14 protein-coding genes are annotated in these 16,288 nt (G+C 61.1%); 10 read left to right on the forward strand and 4 right to left on the reverse strand.

What is annotated here, in order from left to right:
* Positions 1–143 precede the first annotated feature (143 nt).
* Complete coding sequence (locus AC1MEK_RS22910) at positions 144–908, reverse strand: GntR family transcriptional regulator (RefSeq protein ID WP_480398564.1); 765 nt, start codon at positions 906–908, stop codon at positions 144–146.
* Positions 909–1,293: 385 nt separating this feature from the next.
* Between AC1MEK_RS22910 and AC1MEK_RS22915 the strand changes: the two genes are divergently transcribed.
* Positions 1,294–2,640, forward strand: a complete 1,347-nt coding sequence (locus tag AC1MEK_RS22915; RefSeq protein ID WP_480398686.1) for an NCS2 family permease — start codon at positions 1,294–1,296, stop codon at positions 2,638–2,640.
* Positions 2,641–2,829: 189 nt separating this feature from the next.
* Positions 2,830–3,456 carry a LysE family translocator gene (locus AC1MEK_RS22920; RefSeq protein ID WP_480398565.1) on the forward strand — a complete coding sequence of 209 codons (627 nt, stop codon included), beginning with the start codon at positions 2,830–2,832 and terminating at the stop codon, positions 3,454–3,456.
* Positions 3,457–3,476: 20 nt separating this feature from the next.
* On the opposite strand, the gene AC1MEK_RS22925 is transcribed toward AC1MEK_RS22920, so the two are convergent.
* Together AC1MEK_RS22925 and uraH are read right to left on the reverse strand one after the other, a co-directional pair.
* The gene (locus AC1MEK_RS22925; protein ID WP_480398566.1) at positions 3,477–6,671 is read right to left on the reverse strand and encodes a dermonecrotic toxin domain-containing protein; all 3,195 of its coding nucleotides are present in this window, start codon (positions 6,669–6,671) and stop codon (positions 3,477–3,479) included.
* A 122-nt stretch (positions 6,672–6,793) separates the two neighbouring features.
* Positions 6,794–7,147 (reverse strand): hydroxyisourate hydrolase, encoded by a 354-nt coding sequence (uraH, locus tag AC1MEK_RS22930; RefSeq protein ID WP_480398567.1) that lies wholly within the window; start codon positions 7,145–7,147, stop codon positions 6,794–6,796.
* 388 nt (positions 7,148–7,535) lie between these two features.
* Here uraH and puuE point away from each other — a divergent pair, with 388 nt between their 5' ends.
* The 7 genes from puuE (at position 7,536) to AC1MEK_RS22965 (ending at position 14,757) form a co-directional block, all read left to right on the forward strand.
* Positions 7,536–8,462, forward strand: a complete 927-nt coding sequence (puuE, locus tag AC1MEK_RS22935) for an allantoinase PuuE (protein WP_480398568.1) — start codon at positions 7,536–7,538, stop codon at positions 8,460–8,462.
* Positions 8,459–8,974, forward strand: coding sequence for a 2-oxo-4-hydroxy-4-carboxy-5-ureidoimidazoline decarboxylase (gene uraD, locus AC1MEK_RS22940; protein ID WP_480398569.1), 516 nt, complete (start codon positions 8,459–8,461; stop codon positions 8,972–8,974). Before puuE ends, uraD begins: the two co-directional genes overlap by 4 nt.
* Positions 8,975–9,023: 49 nt before the next feature.
* Positions 9,024–10,019, forward strand: a complete 996-nt coding sequence (gene alc / locus AC1MEK_RS22945) for an allantoicase (protein WP_480398570.1) — start codon at positions 9,024–9,026, stop codon at positions 10,017–10,019.
* Positions 10,020–10,187: 168 nt separating this feature from the next.
* Entirely contained in the window at positions 10,188–10,688 is a 501-nt protein-coding gene (locus tag AC1MEK_RS22950; protein WP_480398571.1) for an ureidoglycolate lyase, read from the forward strand.
* 50 nt (positions 10,689–10,738) lie between these two features.
* Positions 10,739–12,040, forward strand: a complete 1,302-nt coding sequence (locus tag AC1MEK_RS22955; RefSeq protein ID WP_480398572.1) for a urate hydroxylase PuuD — start codon at positions 10,739–10,741, stop codon at positions 12,038–12,040.
* Positions 12,041–12,259: 219 nt separating this feature from the next.
* Complete coding sequence (locus AC1MEK_RS22960) at positions 12,260–13,615, forward strand: nucleobase:cation symporter-2 family protein (protein WP_480398573.1); 1,356 nt, start codon at positions 12,260–12,262, stop codon at positions 13,613–13,615.
* Positions 13,616–13,968: 353 nt separating this feature from the next.
* Positions 13,969–14,757, forward strand: a complete 789-nt coding sequence (locus AC1MEK_RS22965) for an outer membrane protein OmpK (RefSeq protein ID WP_480398574.1) — start codon at positions 13,969–13,971, stop codon at positions 14,755–14,757.
* A 49-nt stretch (positions 14,758–14,806) separates the two neighbouring features.
* On the opposite strand, the gene AC1MEK_RS22970 is transcribed toward AC1MEK_RS22965, so the two are convergent.
* Positions 14,807–15,112 (reverse strand): hypothetical protein, encoded by a 306-nt coding sequence (locus AC1MEK_RS22970; RefSeq protein ID WP_480398575.1) that lies wholly within the window; start codon positions 15,110–15,112, stop codon positions 14,807–14,809.
* 283 nt (positions 15,113–15,395) lie between these two features.
* Between AC1MEK_RS22970 and AC1MEK_RS22975 the strand changes: the two genes are divergently transcribed.
* A complete protein-coding gene (locus AC1MEK_RS22975; RefSeq protein ID WP_480398576.1) occupies positions 15,396–16,154 on the forward strand; it encodes a COG4705 family protein in 759 nt (252 codons plus the stop codon).
* Positions 16,155–16,288: the final 134 nt, after the last annotated feature.

A 16,288-nucleotide genomic window follows, 5' to 3' on the forward strand; every position in this document is an offset into this window, starting at 1 on the left:
CCTGTACGCCGTCCGGGGCATTGCACGTGTCTCATGTGGGAGTGAGCTTGCTCACGAAGACCGGGGGTACAACCGACACATGTTCATCGGCTGTGCTGCCTTCTTCGTGAGCAAGCTCACTCCCACCATTTCTGTATCAGCGCTTACACCGCCGTACTGCGCCCCGGCTTTTTCTTCGGCAACACCAGGTGCGAGAACACCGCGTGCAGGTCGTCCGAGGCGCTTTCTTCGTCCAGGTTGAGCTTGCTGTCGATGTGATCCATGTGGTGCATCATCAGGTTCACCGCAAGCGCTGCATCGCGGGCCTGGATCGCGTCGATCAACTGGGTGTGTTCATCGTAGGAACAGTGCGTGCGGTTGCCGCTTTCGTACTGGGCGATGATCAGCGAGGTCTGCGACACCAGGCTGCGCTGGAAGCTGATCAGCGGCGCATTTTTCGCCGCCTCCGCCAGTTTCAGGTGGAACTCGCCGGACAGGCGAATCCCCGCGCCGCGATCCCCTCTGGCAAAACTGTCGCGCTCGTCGCTGACCATCTTGCGCAGGTCGTTGAGCTGCTCAAGGGTGGCGTGCTGCACAGCCAACTCGGTGATGGCCTTCTCCACCATGCGCCGGGCAAAGAACACTTGGCGCGCTTCTTCGACGCTGGGGCTGGCGACCACCGCGCCACGGTTCGGACGCAGCAACACCACGCCTTCGTGGGCCAGACGCGACAGGGCGCGACGAATAATGGTGCGGCTGACGCCGAAGATCTCGCCCAGGGCTTCTTCGGACAACTTGGTGCCCGGCGCCAGGCGCTGCTCGAGGATCGCCTCGAAAATGTGCGCGTAGACGATGTCGTCCTGGGTGCCGCTGCGGCCAGCCTTGGCGGCGCGCGGTTGTTTCTTGAGGGGTTGCAGCTGATCGTTCATGGACACTCACAAGACCTGGATCCGGCGCGGGGCCGTGCCGTGACTGGGGGACAAGCCACTGTTGGCTAAAGCAATAGCAGATATCCCGGCAAAGTCACAGTAAAAGTAATGGCGCATTGTACACAGTGTGCAAAGTCTGCACAGGGCCTTGATCCATCGGGCCTTATGCACACAATCGGCAAAATCCTTGCGACAAAATCAAAAACATTATTTGCATTTTTTGTATACAAAAGGATAATTCGCTCGTGTGCATTTCTGACCTTTCGGTCAAGAAAATCCACGCACAGCTCGATCCGCTTCAAAGAGCAGTTACCGGCTCTGAAAAAAACAACAAAAACGCCCCGAGGATTTCACTGTGGACACTCGCAAAACCGACGCCACGTCGCTGGATGCCACCCGACGCGAAGCTGCCCAGCCAGAGCTTGCGCCCGCACGCAGCGGCCTGCTGGAACGCATCTTCAAGCTGAGCCTGCATGGCACCACCGTCAAGACCGAGCTTTTGGCAGGCCTGACGACCTTCATCACCATGGCCTACATCATCTTCGTCAACCCCAACATCATGGCCGACGCCGGCATCGACCACGGCGCGGCCTTCGTCGCCACCTGCATCGCCGCCGCGCTGGGCTGCCTACTGATGGGCCTGTACGCCAACTGGCCCGTGGGCCTGGCACCGGGCATGGGCCTGAACGCGTTCTTCACCTACACCGTGGTCGGCACCATGGGCTACAGCTGGCAGACGGCGCTGGGCGCAGTGTTCATCTCGGGGGTGATCTTCATGATCCTGACCCTGTCGCGCATTCGCGAATGGCTGCTGAACAGCATCCCGGTGAGCCTGCGCTTCGCCATGGGCGCCGGGGTCGGCCTGTTTCTCGGCCTGATCGGCCTGAAAACCGCCGGCATCGTGGTCGACAGCCCCGCCACCCTGATCAAGCTCGGTTCGCTGCGCGAGCCCGGCCCGTTGCTCGCCGCCGTGTGCTTCCTGATGATCGCGGTGCTCAGCTACCACCGCGTGTTCGGCGCGATCCTGATCAGCATCATCACCGTGACCCTGGCCGGCTGGGGGCTGGGCCTGGTGCATTACAACGGTATCTTCTCCACCCCGCCGAGCCTGGCGCCGACCTGGATGGCGATGGACATCGCCGGCGTGTTCAACGTCAGCATGATCAGCGTGGTACTGGCCTTTCTCTTCGTGCACATGTTCGATACCGCGGGGACGCTGATGGGCGTGGCCCAGCGCGCCGGCCTGGTGAATGACGATGGCCGCATCGAGAACCTGTCCCGCGCCCTCAAGGCCGACAGCGCATCGAGCGTGGCCGGTGCCATGGTCGGCGTGCCGCCGGTGACCAGCTACGTGGAAAGTGCCTCGGGCGTGGCTGCCGGTGGTCGGACCGGGCTGACCGCCGTGACCGTGGGCGTGCTGTTCGTGGCGGCGATGTTCTTCGCCCCGCTGGCGGGCATGATTCCTGCCTACGCCACCGCAGGCGCGCTGATTTACGTGGCGATGCTGATGATGGGCGGCATGGCGCACATCGAGTGGGATGAGGCCACCGACGCGATTCCAGCCATCGTCACCGCGATCATGATGCCGCTGACCTTTTCGGTGGCCGACGGGATTGCCCTGGGCTTTATCACTTACGTGGTGCTCAAGGCCTGCACCGGGCGGCACAAGGAGGTTTCGGTGAGCCTGTGGGCGCTGTGCGCGATATTCATTGCCAAGTTTGTGTTCCTGTAAATCCACCACCCGTTTGCCGGATGCAACACTCTGTAGGAGCGAATTTATTCGCGAATGGCCAGCACGACCGATACATAGTCGTCGCCTGAAACACCATTCGCGAATGAATTCGCTCCCACAGGGTGAAGCGCCACCCACAACGTCACCCACCGGGTGGCGTTTTGTCATTTCGGAAAAAGGAGAAACTGCATGACCCTGGAAACCTGGCTGCTGTTCAGCGGCGCTGCGCTGGTGGTGATTCTGATCCCCGGCCCCCTGTCACTGCTGATGATCGGCAACAGCCTGAATTACGGTCTGCTGCGCTCGTACCCGGCGTTTCTCGGCGGGGTCTGCGCGTCGATCTGCCTGCTCAGCGCTTCGGCCCTGGGGCTGGGGGCGTTGCTGATGGCCTCCGAGCAATTGTTCAGCGTGCTGAAGGTCGCCGGCGGCCTGTATCTGTTCTATCTGGCGTGGCAAAGCTGGAAGCAGTCGCGCCAGCCGGCCACCGCCCGGGAAGTGCCGCAGGCGATCAGCCATCCGGGCTTTGCTTCACTGTTCTGGCGTGCCTTCGTGCTGGGCGGCAGCAACCCGAAAGACATCCTGTTCTTCGCCGCCTTCCTGCCGCAGTTCCTCAAGGCCGATCAACCCTTCCTCAGCCAGTTGCTGACCATGATCGCCACCTGGACCCTGCTGGATCTGGCCTGCAAGCTGTTCTACGGCCTCAGCGCCCAAGGCGCGGCGCGCTACCTGCGCACCGGCCGTGGCCAGAGCTGGTTCAACCGCATCAGTGCTGGCTTGTTCGGTGGCGCAGGCTTGGCGGCGCTGATCAGCCGCTGACCCAACGGGCGAACAGCGGATCAGAAATCCGCCGCCAGGCGCTGAACGAACACCTGGGTCGCCGCCGCCGCACTGCTGCGGACCCGGACCCCGCCCACCAGCTTCACCAGGCGCCCCTCATCGCGCGCCTGGACGATCAATGTGAGCGCAGCTTCCTGCGGGTGCGCCGCCAGCCACTCGTCGATCCAGCGGTTGGACAGGGGAGCGGCACTGCCAATTGTCCTCACTTGAAAATCCACGGTCGCACCCACTGAACGCCGCGTATTCAATATGTAGAGCTGCTCCTGACCGGTGCGCCTGAACAGTAGAATCGAGCGGTTGGACAGCACCACCTCATCCGCCGACACCATGGTGTAGCCCTGCCGCGTCAGCAAGCGGGTCATCAGCTCACGCATGCTGGTCTTGGTCAATTGAGTGACGCCGGCGTCGGCGATGGCTGCGTTGCGCAAACTCACCAGCGCCGGGTCTTCAACCACGAAATCCAGACGCCTGAACGATTGCAGGGACGGGCCATAACTGATCTTGACGCAGGGCGCCAAGGTGTCAATGCGCTCCAGGCGCGCGCCCTCGAGCATCAGCAGCGGATCGTTCAACCCGACCAAAGGCGCCGCGCTCCCCTTCTGCCAGGCATTGAGCGTGGCCCGCATGTTGATCAGACGCCAGGCCGTCATCGTGCCGTGGGCAGAATCGGCGCCGTCGTAGAGTTTTTCCGCCAGCACGCGGTTGGTCGCCGGCGTCATGCCCGGGCGCGCCTGCTCCACCAGGACTTGAATCTTGTGTTTGAACAGCGGCCCGTGCACGGTCCATTGCCCGTTTTCGAACGCGGCCATGATCGGCTGCTCGAAGCGGTTGCGCCGAATGGTCTCGTTCAAAACGGAGAACGTGTCATCGAGCATGGCCGGGTTTTTCAATAGCACCATCGAGGGGTGCTGACTGGCGCCGCTGGGAAGAATGTCGTAGCGCGCGCCGTCGATCTGGATGAATCGGCTGGCCTCGTCTGAAGCGAGCTGGAAGATCGGAGGGCTCACTTCGACTTGGCGAACATCCTGGGTGCTGTCCAACGTACGTGCCCAAGCCTTCCAGCCATCAGGGCCTGACACGGTCGTGGCGCTGCTCGTTGCCGCCGTTGCCGGCGTACGTTTGGCCTGGCTGTCGCCGGATGCTGATGGCTTGCGTTTGACCCCGCTGCTGCCGGGCACAGGCGTGGCATCCGTTGCCGGCTGCGCCTTGCGGTAGGTCTGCGCCCATGCCGGAAATTCCCGGTGCTTTTCATAATGAACGGCAATATCCAGTTCAAGGCGTCGCTGCTGATCGGCCGGAAACAGGTACTGATCGAGCAGCTCCCGGGCGTGGCGATTCTTGAATGCAGGATCGTTGCGCGCCTTGACGATCAGCGTTTCGGCGATGGTCGACCGCACGCCCCCCTTGAGGCCGACATCGTTGTGGTAGACCCAGCGACCGTCTTCAAAACGCACAGCCGGCTCGTAGCCTCGTACAGACGTCTTCTTCAGGCGCAAGGTCTGCTCGCCACTGCGTCGGTACACCGCATAGACCTGATTTTCACGCTCGATCCACAGCGTGCCGTCCTTGAGCAAAGTGCCCGCGTCCCGGCCGTTCTGAGGCACAGCGCCAGCCAGCGAAACACGCACTTCGTAGCCCTCGAACGGCTTGAGCACATACGAGCGGGCAGGCGATGAGGCCGCGCGCGTGACTACGCCCGATCGCGCCATACGGGTGAGCAAACGCATGCCCAGCACGCCAGGGACAGCCGACAACACGACGTCCAGCACGCTCACTGCAACGCCGCCGGCAGCGAGCAGCCCGTCATCGAGCTTGCCCTCGCTAAAGGCCTTCGCGGCTTCGTGCCCACTGGCCCACCCTTCCTGCAGACTGATCAGCGTACCGATACCGGGCAACAAGCTCAGCAATGCTCGAAAATACGCCAGGAAAGACTCGTTCTGCTCCCGATTGCGCTGGACCGCAAGGTCAAACTGGCTCTGTGCCCTCTCCTGAGTCTTCAGATGCAGCAACCGCGCGCGCCGCTGCAACTGTTGGGCGGCCGGCTGCAGATCAATCGCCGGAACAAAGCGGATGAAGCCTGAAAAATTTCGCGCCAGCGCCTGGTTGATGTAGCTGGCATGCCGAGCCACGTTCTCGGTATCCAGGGTGCGTTCGGCGAGGTAGTCGATCAGCGCAGGCTTGAGGTACATCCACTGGATCAATCGCGACCTGACCTGTGCCGGGTTATCGCCCTCGATGAAAGCGATGTCCGAGGGCGCGTCAGACAGGTACATCAAAACCCGGTCGGTGGCACGGTCGCGTATCACGCACACCCCGCTCAGCGTATGTCCGCTGCTCTCGCCGCTGACCGACGTGCCGGGCTTGAGCTCGACCCAATTCATCTCAAGACCGGCCGCGTCGGTTTCACTTCTGGAACGGGCCTGCGCGGCCAGTCGCAGCATCCAGTAGCCCTGCTTGCTCAGGCGGTTGCGGGCGAACTCACAGAATCCCTGCAACTGAATCAGCCGCTCGTAGGGGTCGAGCAACAGGCTCGCCTCGCGCTGCCCCTGTGCCGAGCTCATCGAGGGCAAGGTGAAGGTGGCATCGAGTTTCTTGCGATAGCCCTGAGCGACGTCCAGTTCAGGCACAACGCGCTGCAGCCACGCGCCATTCAAACCGTCGGGCAAGCTCGATCCGTCCTGACTGATACTGGCAAAACTCAGGCGAGCGGCCATTTCCTGATCGTCGGCCCGAAAGTTGCGGCGCGCCATTTCTGACAGGCTCAGTTGCTCGCGCGCCGTGCCTGCGGCCCATGGCGGAGAGTAGCTTTTGACCCCGCCGAATTGCGGATTGAGTTCATAGGCGCGCCAAACATGCAGTGGCAAATCGACCACCAGGACATCCGGATCAAGATCGGTCGAAAAGTCGCTCTTGATGCGTTTGGCCAATTGCTCCTGGACGTACTCGTCGAATGAGGGCAGTGCATCGCTCAAGTGCGCCTCCAGGCGATGTGCGCACTGGTGATAGGCGCTCAATTGTTCGACATATTCATCACGCACATCCTGTCCGGCATTATTCAACCAATGCGGGAGGGGCACCGATATATCGAGAAGTTCCTGATGGTCGTGCGTCGACATCAGGTCGAGCGGGACCAGGGTTGCAACTGTCATGGGGAGGTTCTCCGATTCACATAAGGAACGTCGGAGTGTCCACATTTATCGGTCTGCGCCGTCCATACATATTGATTGGCAACCGCTCCCTGCCTGATACGGACGAAAAAAAGCCCGCAGTGTGGGGCGGGCAATGAGGAAGTGGTGCAGCAGATGAAAACGGCGGATCAACTGCCGCGGTAGGTCGAATAGCTGTACGGCGAAATTAGCAGCGGCACGTGGTAGTGATCCTGACCGGCATCAATGCCGAAGCGCAGCACCACTTCATCGAGAAACGGCTGCTCGCCCAGTTTCACGCCCTTGGCGCGGTAGTAGTCGCCGGCGCTGAAGTGCAGCTGGTAGACGCCCGAAACGTAATCCTCGCCCTGTAACAAGGGAGCATCGCAACGGCCGTCGCTGTTGGTCAGGGTCTGGGCGACCTTTTCCAGGCGTTCGCCTTCGACGCGGTACAGCACAACCCGAATGTCATTGCCCGGGCAGCCGTGCGCGGCGTCCAGCACGTGTGTGGTCAATCGTCCCATGGCGTGTCAGTGCCTCTTTTTGGATGGTTGGAAGGGGCGGCGCGCACTCATTCAGGGCGGATGAAGAGGCGAGCGATGAACGATTAAGACATTTTCTTTAAAAATTGTACACAATTAAAATCGCCTTTTTGCCCCACACCGGGCCGCCGGTCGCGCAGCGCCCGATTTCACGGGCATCGCGGATATTACTGAGCTTTTTCCGGCTAACCTGACCAGTCAGGCAAGTTTCTTGCTACGTGCAATTGGCTGATGTACGGCAGGAGAAAGGCGAAAAAACAGGGTTACAAATCGCAAATAAAGTTGTATACAATCTCTCCATCGCCGCAGTGGTCCTGCCAGGCTCGATCCGGCCACTGCCACAGACAACACCAAGATAAGGAAGATTGCAGTGAGCGCCGACTATCCTCGCGACCTGATCGGTTACGGCAGTAACCCGCCCCACCCACACTGGCCAGGCAATGCCCGTATCGCGCTGTCGTTCGTGCTCAATTACGAAGAAGGCGGCGAGCGCAACATCCTGCACGGCGACAAGGAATCCGAAGCCTTCCTGTCCGAGATGGTCGCCGCCCAGCCCCTGCAAGGCCAGCGCAACATGAGCATGGAGTCGCTGTACGAATACGGCAGCCGTGCCGGGGTGTGGCGCATTCTCAAGCTGTTCAAACAATCGGGCATTCCACTGACGATTTTTGCCGTGGCCATGGCCGCCCAGCGCCATCCGGACGTGATCCGCGCCATGGTCGAGGCCGGCCACGAGATCTGCAGCCACGGCTACCGCTGGATCGACTACCAGTACATGGACGAGGCCCAGGAACGCGAGCACATGCTCGAAGCCATCCGCATCCTCACCGAGCTCACCGGCGAGCGCCCGCTGGGCTGGTACACCGGCCGCACCGGCCCGAACACCCGGCGCCTGGTGATGGAAGAAGGCGGTTTCCTCTATGACTGCGACACTTACGACGACGACCTGCCCTACTGGGAGCCGAACAACCCCACCGGCAAGCCGCATCTAGTGATCCCCTACACCCTGGACACCAACGACATGCGCTTCACCCAGGTGCAGGGTTTCAACAAGGGTGACGACTTTTTCGACTACCTCAAGGACGCCTTCGACGTGCTCTACGCCGAAGGCGCCGAAGCGCCGAAGATGCTCTCCATCGGTCTGCATTGCCGCCTGATCGGCCGCCCTGCCCGCCTGGCCTCGCTGCAGCGTTTCATCGAATACGTCAAAGGCCATGAGCAGGTGTGGTTCGCCCGCCGCGTCGACATCGCCCGCCACTGGCACGAAACCCATCCATTCGAAGGAGCCCGCAAGTGAGCCGTTTTAAGACGCTGACCCCTTCATCTCTTGACCGCGAAGACTTCGTCAAAGCCTTCGCCGATATCTACGAGCATTCGCCGTGGGTCGCCGAAAAGGCCTATGACCTCGGCCAAGGCGCCGACATCGATGACATCGACGTCCTGCATGCCCGTATGAGCGATATCCTGCTGAGCGCCGATCACGCTGCGCAACTGGCGCTGATCAACGCTCACCCGGATCTTGCCGGCAAAGCCGCCGTGCAAGGCCAACTGACCGAAGCCAGCACGAATGAACAGGCTGGCGCCGGTATCCACCAATGCACGGCTGAAGAATTTGCACGCTTCACCGAGCTGAACGACGCCTATAAAGCCAAGTTCAAGTTCCCCTTCATCATGGCGGTCAAGGGCAGCAACCGGCATCAGATCCTCGCGGCTTTCGAAACGCGCATTCACAACCCGGTCGACACCGAGTTCGCCTGCGCGCTGGCCGAGATCAACAAGATCGCGATGTTCCGCTTGCAGACACTCTGAGCCCCAACCGACCTTCTCCCACGCCATCAATCAAAGGCAGACAAAAAGAATGAAAGCTTACGCCGTACCCTTCGAGAAATTCGTCAACCTGGCCGATGCCCGCCTGGGCACCAAGATCATCTCCGTCACCGACGACTGGTTCGCCGACGCCAACCGCCTGTTCCAGCCCACCCCCGCGGTGTGGAAAGAAGGCGTGTTCGACGACAACGGCAAGTGGATGGACGGCTGGGAATCGCGCCGCAAGCGTTTCGAAGGTTATGACAGCGCCGTGATCCGCCTGGGCGTGGCCGGTTCGATCAAGGGCGTGGACATAGACACCTCGTACTTCACCGGCAACTACCCGCCATCGGCCTCGCTGGAAGCCTGCTTCCTGGCCTCGGGCGAGCCGGACGAAAACACCGTGTGGACTGAAGTGCTGCCGGCCGTGGAGCTCAAGGGCGACAGCCACCACTACCACGAAATCAGCGACACCCAGGCCTACAGCCACCTGCGCTTCAACATCTACCCGGACGGCGGCGTGGCGCGTCTGCGCGTGTACGGCGTGCCGCATCGCGACTGGTCGGCGGTGGGCGACAACGAGCAGGTGGATCTGGCAGCGGCGCTCAATGGTGGCCGTGCGCTGGCCTGCTCCGACGAGCACTTCGGCCGCATGAGCAACATCCTCAACCCGGGCCGCGGCATCAACATGGGCGACGGCTGGGAAACCGCGCGTCGCCGCACCCCGGGCAATGACTGGGTGATCGTGGCGCTGGGCCATGCCGGTGAAGTCGAGCAGATCATCGTCGACACCCTGCACTTCAAGGGCAACTACCCGGACAGCTGCTCGATCCAGGGCGCGTTCGTCAAAGGTGGCACCGACAGCCAGATCGAAACCCAGAGCCTGTTCTGGCGCGAACTGCTGCCGAGCCAGAAGCTGGAAATGCACGCCGAACACAGCTTCATCGAGCAGATCAAGGCCCTGGGCCCGATCACCCACATCCGCCTGAACGTGTTCCCGGACGGTGGCGTGAGCCGCTTGCGTGTGCTGGGCAAAGTGGCGAAATAAGCCATACGGTTGTGAGACTGTGGGAGTGAGCTTGCTCACGAATACGTTGGGCCAGGCGCCATAAATGCACCGGATTCACCGGCCTCTTCGCGAGCAAGCTCGCTCCCACAGGGACCGTGCAAAACCGTTACAACGATCATCAATGAATTTCGAGAAAGAAGAACCCGCATGCGCAAACTGATTATCGAGCCGTTGACCAAAGAAGCCTTCGCCCCTTTCGGTGATGTCATCGAAACCGATGGCAGCGATCATTTCATGATCAACAACGGCTCGACCATGCGCTTCCACCGGCTGGCCGACGTTGAAACGGCCACGCCCGAGGACAAGGCGATCATCAGCATTTTCCGCGCCGACGCGCAGGACATGCCGCTGACCGTCAGCATGCTGGAGCGCCATCCGCTGGGCAGCCAGGCTTTCATTCCGCTGCTCGGCAACCCTTTTCTGGTCGTGGTCGCGCCATTTGGCGATGTACCTGAACCAGAGTTGACCCGCGCCTTCATCACCAATGGCAGGCAGGGTGTTAATTACCATCGCGGCGTCTGGCACCACCCGGTGCTGACGATCGAAAAGCGGGATGACTTCCTGGTGGTTGATCGCAGTGGCAGTGGCAATAACTGCGATGAGCATTTCTTCGAAGAGAGTCAGAAGATGATTCTCGATCCCCACTAATAAGAAGGGCCTAAACGTCCGCCAGTGACGTCAGGCAAACGGTAAGAACTGTGGCTGCACATCTGATGGAATGGCTGAATCTGGGCGTGCGCTGGATTCACATGATCGTCGGGATCGCCTGGATCGGCGCATCCTTTTACTTCGTCTGGCTGGAGAACAACCTCAACCGCGCCAACCCCCGTGATGGCCTTTCGGGTGATCTGTGGGCGATCCACGGTGGCGGTATCTACCACCTGGAGAAATACAAACTGGCCCCGCCGACCATGCCGGACAACCTGCACTGGTTCAAATGGGAAGCCTACTGGACCTGGATGTCGGGCATCGTGCTGCTGTGCATCGTGTTCTACTCCAACCCTACCCTTTACCTGCTCGCCCCCGGCAGCACCCTGAGCGGCGGCGAAGGCATCGCCATCGGTGTCGGCGCGCTGATCGCCAGCTGGTTCATCTATGACCTGCTCTGCGACTCGCCACTGGGCAAGCGCCCTGGCCTGTTGGGCCTGGTGCTGTTCGTGCTGATCATCGGCGCCTGCTATGGCTTCACCCAGGTGTTCAGCGGCCGTGGTGCGTACCTGCACACCGGCGCGATCATGGGCACCATCATGGTCGGCAACGTGTTCCGCATCATCATGCCGGCCCAGCGCGCGCTGGTTGCGGCCATCGAGCAGAACCGCACGCCGGACCCGACCCTGCCGGCCAAAGGCCTGCTGCGTTCGCGTCACAACAACTACTTCACCCTGCCGGTGCTGTTCATCATGATCAGCAACCACTTCCCGAGCACCTACGGCAGCCAGTACAACTGGCTGATCCTGGCCGGGATCGCGGTGTGTGCGGTGGTGGTGCGTCACTATTTCAACACCCGTCATGACAGCAACCGCTTTGCCTGGGCATTGCCGGTCGGTGCTCTGGGCATGATTTGCCTGGCCTATGTCACCGGTCCCGCGCAAATGACCAAGGGCCCGGAAGTGGCGGCGAAGATCGAATACCAGCCGTTGCCTGCAACCGCCATCGGCGGCCACCGCGCCGACGAGCCGCAACCCGAGAAAGCCCCCGCCCCTGCCGAGCAGCCTGCTCAAGCCAGCAATGCCGGCGGCGTCGATTTCAGCAAGGTCCACAGCGTGATTCAGGAACGTTGCGCGGTCTGCCATTCGGCCAAGCCGACCAGCCCGCTGTTCAGCAGCGCACCGGCCGGGATCATGTTCGACACCCCGCAGCAGATCCAGCAACTGGCACCGCGCATCCAGGCCCAGGCCGTCACCGCGCAGATCATGCCACTGGGCAACATCACCCAGATGACCCAGCAGGAACGTGATCTGCTGGGGCAATGGATCGACAAGGGGGCGCAGACCAACTGATGCGTGGGCATCGCTGATGCCCCCGATGTACGCAACCCTGTGGGAGCCGGCTTGCTGGCGAATGCAATCTGTCAGACACCGCAAAGTTGAATGACACACCGCTTTCGCCAGCAAGCCGGCTCCCACAGGGACCGAGCCCAACGCGCTCCTGATGTAGAGATTCCACCGCCCAGCCGCAACGGGCGTACTCAAAAACAAGAACAAAATCCGAGGTGTTGCATGTCCGAGTCAACTCACGCGCGCATCCCCGCTGCGCCACCACGACAGCCCCTGCCACTGATGCAACTGATTCTGGTGGGCCTGCAACACGTCCTGCTGATGTACGGGGGCGCCGTCGCGGTGCCGCTGATCATCGGCCAGGCCGCTGGCCTGTCTCGTGAAGAAATCGCCTTCCTGATCAACGCCGACCTCTTGGTCGCCGGTATCGCCACCGTCGTGCAGTCCTTCGGCATCGGCCCGGTGGGGATTCGCATGCCGGTGATGATGGGCGCCAGCTTCGCCGCCGTAGGCAGCATGGTGGCGATGGCGGGCATGCCGGGGGTCGGTTTGCCGGGGATCTTCGGGGCGACCATCGCCGCCGGTTTTTTCGGCATGCTGATCGCGCCGTTCATGTCCAAGGTCGTGCGGTTCTTCCCGCCTCTGGTGACCGGCACCGTGATCACTTCCATCGGCCTTTCGCTGTTTCCGGTGGCCGTGAACTGGGCGGGCGGCGGCAGCAAGGCGCCGAGCTTCGGCGACCCGCTGTACCTGGGCGTGGCCGCGCTGGTGCTGTGCAGTATTCTGCTGATCAACCGTTTCATGCGCGGCTTCTGGGTCAACATCTCGGTGCTGATCGGCATGGGCCTGGGTTACATCCTGTCGGGCTTCATCGGCATGGTCGACTTGAGCGGTCTGGCGCAGGCCGACTGGGTCAAAGTGGTCACGCCCATGCACTTCGGCATGCCGACCTTCAGCCTCGCGCCGATCCTGTCGATGTGCCTGGTGGTGGTGATCATCTTCGTCGAGTCCACCGGGATGTTTCTGGCGCTGGGCAAGATCACCGACCGCGAAGTCACGCCCGGCATGCTCCGCCGCGGCCTGCTGTGTGACGCGGCGGCCTCGTTCCTGGCCGGTTTTCTCAACACCTTCACCCACTCCTCTTTCGCCCAGAACATCGGCCTGGTGCAGATGACCGGCGTGCGCTGCCGCTCGGTGACCATGGTCGCCGGTGGTTTTCTGGTGCTGCTGAGCCTGTTGCCCAAGGCGGCGTACCTGGTGGCGTCGATTCCGCCCGCGGTGCTGGGCGGCGCGGCGATCGCCATGTTCGGCATGGTCGCGGCGACCGGCATCAAGATCCTCCAGGAAGCCGACATCTCCGACCGTCGCAACCAACTGCTGGTCGCGGTCAGCATCGGCATGGGCCTGATTCCGGTGGTACGCCCGGAATTCTTCAGCCAGTTGCCACACTGGATGGGCCCCATCACCCACAGCGGCATCGCCATGGCGACCTTGAGCGCCGTGGCGCTGAACCTGCTGTTCAACGTGCTCGGCGGTGCCGAACGCGCAGCCATGGCAGGGCCTGTGCACTCGCACTGACACCCGTTTACCCGGTGTCGACTCAGGTGCTCCGTCGCGGAGCACTTGAGCGCGGCCGCGCGAGTCAGTATCCTCCGCCGCCGCTCGAAATCAGGGTCGAACGACCACCAACAAGATTCTGACTGCAAAGACGGATAACCGATCACCCGCTGCACCCTCGAAAAGGCACCGAACGTTCATCAAGGCGACTGTTGCAAAACAGCCGACGAGTTCTTTCGGCCTTTTTTCGGCTGCGGGCGCGGACTTGTTGCACCCATCAAGTTGACCGAACGGACAACTTATTCAGAAGAAATAGCGCCACAACAGAGCGTTACAACCGAGCGACAACGACTTTAACCTTAGGGAGTAAATGCATGAACCGTACACTTTCCAGCCTGATGGCCGCCGCCAGCCTGATCGGGGCAACGCCTGCCATGGCAGACGACCTACTGCAGTGGCAGAGCAACAGCCTGACCTATCTGAACGGCCACAACTTCGCGGTGAACCCGTCGATCCAACAGACGTTCACCTTCGAACACGCCGACGGCTGGAAATACGGCGACAACTTCCTCTTCGTCGACTACATCAACTACAACGGCAAGCAAGACGCCAACCTGGGCAACTCGTCGATCTACGGCGAATTCTCCCCGCGCCTGTCGATGGGCAAGATCTTCGACCGCAAGTTCGAACTGGGCCCGATCAAGGACGTACTGCTGGCCGGCACTTACGAGTTTGGCGAAGGCGATGTCGAGTCCTACCTGATCGGCCCGGGCTTCGACCTGGCCATCCCCGGTTTTGACTACTTCCAGCTCAACTTCTACAAACGCTACAACGACGGCCACCGCGCAGGTTACGGCGCCTGGCAGATCACCCCGGTATGGTCCTACACCATCCCCGTGGGCAAATCCGACATCCTGATCGACGGTTTCATGGACTGGGTGGTGGACAACAAACAGTCCAACACCAAAGGCGACTACCACTCCAACCTGCACTTCAACCCGCAGATCAAGTACGACCTGGGCAAGGCCATGAACCTGCCGGAGAAACAGTTGTACGTGGGTATCGAGTATGACTACTGGAGCAACAAGTACGGGATCAATGACACCCGTAACTTTGATACCGACCAGAATACGGCGAGTTTTTTGGTGAAGGTATTCTTCTAACGAACGCGGGCGTGGGCTTTGTTCGTGCAAAGCCCACGCCCGATGAAGTTCAACGTCGCAGTTGTACCGACTGGTCTTTTTGCCGGTCGCGATTGACCCACTGTGCGCCCGCCAGTGGCATGCCGACGCCCACCACCATCAGACTCCACAAGATATATTCCAGCCCGAACAACAAAAACGCCCCGCCCACCATAAAGGTGGCAAGGCTCGGCACGCCCAGCGCGCAAATCAACAGTGCGTGAGTGCCCAGGCGCTTCTTGAACGGCACGCTGCCAAAGACGCACACCAGCCATAAATAAAGCCAGGCGACGATGGTCAGCAGATAAAGGCTCAGGTGAAGCAAGTCTCCGGACATTCCGTATCCATGCATCGGTCTATCTCCTTCGTTTGAATCCGTAACCTTTGTAACGGCAATTCGGTCCATCGATATGCCGCGGCGGATTTTACACCTGCTGACTATTCAAGGCGTGTCGCGATCGAAAGAACTGCAAGCGAATATGTCCGCCAACTGCCTCTTTCATGGGATTTTCATGTCCCTTGGACCTGTTTTTAACGCGCCTTCACCGACCATGGGCCACCGTCGGCTCAGGCCAGACGCCTATGACAACCCCTGTGTCTGACCTGTTTCGGTATAGCCCATGAATAAACTTCCGCAGATTACCCTCGCCTTCTGGATCATGAAGATCTGTGCCACGACCCTTGGCGAAACCGCCGGCGACCTGTTGTCGATGACCCTGGACGTCGGTTACTTGATGAGTTCACTGATTCTGATCAGCGTGTTCGTCGCCACACTGCTGACCCAACTGGCCTCCAAGCGCTATAACCCGGCGCTGTACTGGATCGTGATTCTGTCGACCAGCACGGCAGGCACCGCGATGTCGGACTTCATGGACCGTACGCTGGGCCTGGGGTATGCGGCGGGTTCGGCGATTCTCGTGGCGATCTTGCTGGCGATTTTCTCGGTCTGGTACTTGAGTGAGAGATCTCTCTCGGTGACCCGCGTGACCACGCTCAAGGCCGAGCTGTTCTATTGGTTCGCGATTCTGTTTTCCAACACCCTGGGCACGGCGCTGGGGGATTTCCTGGCGGACGACTCGGGGCTGGGTTTTGCCGGCGGCGCCCTGCTGATCGGTTCGGCGATTGCGGTGGTGGCTGTGCTGCACTACACCACGCGGCTGTCGTCGGTGGCGCTGTTCTGGATCGCGTTCGTGCTGACCCGGCCGTTTGGCGCGACGCTGGGCGATGTGCTGACCAAGCCCCACGAGAAAGGCGGCCTGGATTTTGGCACCGTGGGTTCGTCGATGGTGTTGTTGAGCGTTTTGGTGGTGCTGGTGGGCGTGGCCAGTTTCTACAACCGCGAGCCCGCCAAGGCATATGCGCAGGTTTCGGACCAGTAGGTAGGGTTCGGCCTGGCACGGTGGAGTGCTCGGGATCTGCCTCTGCCCGAAGGGCGTGGGAGCCGGCTTGCTGGCGAATGGAGTTGATCAGCCAATATCGTCGTTGAATGAGACACCGCATTCGCCAGCAAGCC

Source organism: Pseudomonas sp. 2 (assembly GCF_056627435.1).